Below are 3,059 nucleotides of genomic sequence, written 5' to 3'. Positions count from 1 at the left end.
GGAGCTGGTGGCGAGGGTGTGGCCGTCGGGGGAGAACGCCACCGCCCGGACGGCGTCGGTGTGACCGGTGAGGGCGCGGAGGAGTGTGCCGTCGCGGGCGTCGGCGAGCAGGACCGTGGTACCGATTCCGAACGCGAGGAGTTCGCCGTCTGGCGAGTAGGCCAGCGTGGTGACGGGGCCAGCGGTTGGGGCGATCATCGGCTGAGCCGTCTCGCGTTTCGCGAGGGCGGTTGCGGCGAGCGCCGGGGCGTCCACAAGATGGCCGCCCAGGGCGAGTGCCCCTGTCCAGCGCGAGCCGCTGAGGTCGGCGGGGTTTCGCAGGTCGATGGTGGTCAGGCGGGCGGCGGTGAAGTCGGCGTGGGACAGGTCGGCGTCGGTCAGGTCGGTGGCGGTCCAGCGGGAGCGGTGCGCGGTGACCGATACCAGCGCGGCTCCGGTGAACCGGCTGTGTTCGATGCGGGCGCCGGTGAGGTTCGCCTCCGTCAGATCCGCGTCGGAGAGGTCGACGTGCGCCAGGCGGGCGTCGGTGAGGTTGGCGCCGCGCAGGTCGGCGCCGCGCAGGTTCTGGTGGGACAGGACGCGGCCGGAGAGGTCTTGGCCGGCGAGCTGGGCGTGGTCGAGCCGAGCCGGGCGGGCGAGGCGGGTTTCGGCACGCCGGGCGAGGACGAGGGCGTTGGACGTGGCCAGCGCGGGCGTTGACCGGCTGGCGGTGAGTTCTTTCGGGAGTGCCGCGGCGACGTCCGGCCCGAGCAGGTCGATGAGGAAGTCGGCGGTCAGATCGGAGATCTCCGCCTCGCCGAGCAGGCTCATGGTCAGCACGGGCGGGCGGACACGCCGCCACCAGACGCCGAACCGCCGGCCCGCCCCACGGCCCGCCGGCCAGTGACCGCGCCGCTCGTCCTCGTCGACCCGCGCGCGGACACACGCGGCGACCAGATACTCCATGACGGACGCGTGGATGAAGAAGAAGCGTCCCTTGGCGTCGCGGGTCAGCAGCGTGCCCGAGCCGAGGATCTGGGCGGTGGTCGCCGCGTCGAGGCCGTGCTGATCTGGCTGGTCTCGCTGGTCCGGCTGGTCTCCCATGGTGGCGAGGACGGACGCCGCGGCCTGTTCGAGCTGTTCGGCGCCGATGGTCCGATCGGTGCTGCGCCACAGGGCAAGCGCGAGTGTGGAGGCCGCGTCGAGGCGTTGTTCCAGGGCCAGCGACGATGGCGCGCCGCGCTGGTCGGCCCGTCTGGTCTCGTAGGTGAGCCAGGTGCGCACGAGCACCCGGTACAGGTCGGCCGCGGTTATTCTTCCTTGTGCGGACCGGGCGGCCCGCAGTTCGGCGTCGCCGAGGTCGGCGATGAAGGACAGCATCCGCGGATTGCAGAGGATTGGCGAAATAGTATTAAGGCATGCCAAGGTTGGATGGTATGCAGCTCGGTCTGTACCGGCGGTATTCGCTGGTGGTGGGTGGGGATGACGCGTTGGAGCGTCAGGACGAGGATGGCCACGACTTCGCCGCCGAGTTCGGGGGTGAGGTGGTGGAGGTGTACGAGGACAAGAAGAGCGCGTGGCGTAAGAAGCGGATCGTGTTGGAAGACGGCACGATGATCTCCCGGGTGATCCGTCCGGACTATGCGCGGATGCTCGCGGATCTTCGGTCCGGGCGGATCGATGGCGCGGTTGTCTATGACCTGGACAGGTTGACGCGGGACCTTCGGGACTTGGAAGACGCGATCGAGGTCGCCGAGCTGTATGGCCGTCCGATCGTCGGGCCGGGGGTGGATCTGACGACGGACTACGGCCGGGCGAACGCCCGCGCGCAGGCTGTCGCGGCGAACAAGGCGAGCCAGGACACCTCGCGTCGGGTGACGCGTGCGCACCGCCAGCAGGCGGAGCGGGGTGTTCCGGTGGGCAGTACCCGTCCGTTCGGGTGGAAGGTCGACAAGCGGACGTTGGAACCCGCCGAAGCGGAAGCAATCCGCGCCGCGGTACGCCGGGTCACCCAGGGCGTGCCGATCCCGGCACTGGTACGGGAGTGGAACGACGCCGGCCTACGCGGCACCCTGGGGGCCCGCTGGCAGAAGACGACCATGATTCAGATGCTGCGTAACCCGCGTCTGTGTGGTCTGCGTGGCCGCAGGGTTCAGGCCCCGAACGGACGGGGGCAGGTGGCCGAGCGGATGGAGGTGGTGACCCGTCGGGTGCGTAAGGACGGGCAGGTCAGCGTCGAGCAGGTCGTCGGCCAGTGGGAGCCGATCGTCAGCGTCGAGGAGTGGGAGGCGATGATCGCCGTGATCGGTGATCGCACGATCGCCAGCCGGGGGAACAACGCCCGCAAATACCTGCTGACCTCCATCGCGAAGTGCGGGTTGTGCGGGCACAGCATGGTCTGTAAGCCACCGTCGGGCACCCGCAGGACTCACACTTATAGCTGCCCCAGCTCGGCTCAGGGTGGATGCGGGAAGATCGGTCGGAACGGTCCGGCCACGGAGGAGTTCGTGTTGGCCGCCGTGTTCGCGAAGGTGGCGATGGAGACCGCGCAGGCCACCGCCGAGATAGGCCCGTGGGCGCGTCAGGGCGAGTTGGACGACGTGCAGCGCACGATCGCCGAGACGAACGCCGCGTGGACCGCACGGCCGCGCCTGATCGGCCCACAGGACTACTTTCCCGTGATCGCCGAGCTACGCGAACAGGAACAGGACCTGGTGGCGGACCGTAACGCCTACCAGGTGAAGGCCGCCAAGGCGCACTCTCGCCCGGCCGACATCGAAGCTGAGTGGGAGAGCTACACGTTGCCGCATCAGCGCGCGATCCTCGCCGAGCACCTTCACGCCGTCGTTGTCTACCCGGCCGGGAAGGGCCGCCGAGCGTTCAACCCCGACCTGTTGGAGCTTGTCTGGCGCGAGTAGCCACCGTCGCCGGGCAGCACCAGGCCGAGAAGCGCCGCCACCCGACGGCGTTTCTCCGCCGACCACGCCGGAGCGTTCACCGCCTGAGCCCGCCCCCACGCCACCGCCTCCGCCGGTGTCCCGGCCGGGGGCGGTGCCCGAGGAAGCGCGTTCGTCGGGTGG

2 protein-coding genes are annotated in these 3,059 nt (G+C 70.0%); one reads left to right on the top strand and one right to left on the bottom strand.

Features of this window, described 5'->3' with window-relative positions; translation table 11 throughout:
• Window positions 1-1,359: pentapeptide repeat-containing protein (locus C1A33_RS23095; protein ID WP_207770450.1), on the bottom strand; the 1,359-nt coding region annotated here is incomplete at its 3' end.
• Between the two features lie 56 nt (window positions 1,360-1,415).
• On the opposite strand from C1A33_RS23095, the gene C1A33_RS23090 reads away from it, so the two are divergent.
• Window positions 1,416-2,897, top strand: a complete 1,482-nt coding sequence (locus C1A33_RS23090; protein ID WP_101833460.1) for a recombinase family protein — start codon at window positions 1,416-1,418, stop codon at window positions 2,895-2,897.
• Window positions 2,898-3,059: the final 162 nt, after the last annotated feature.

The sequence above is a fragment of the Frankia canadensis genome, from assembly GCF_900197875.1.
In the GTDB taxonomy this organism is placed as follows: domain Bacteria; phylum Actinomycetota; class Actinomycetes; order Frankiales; family Frankiaceae; genus Frankia; species Frankia canadensis.
This window is presented reverse-complemented; position numbering and strand designations above follow the sequence as displayed.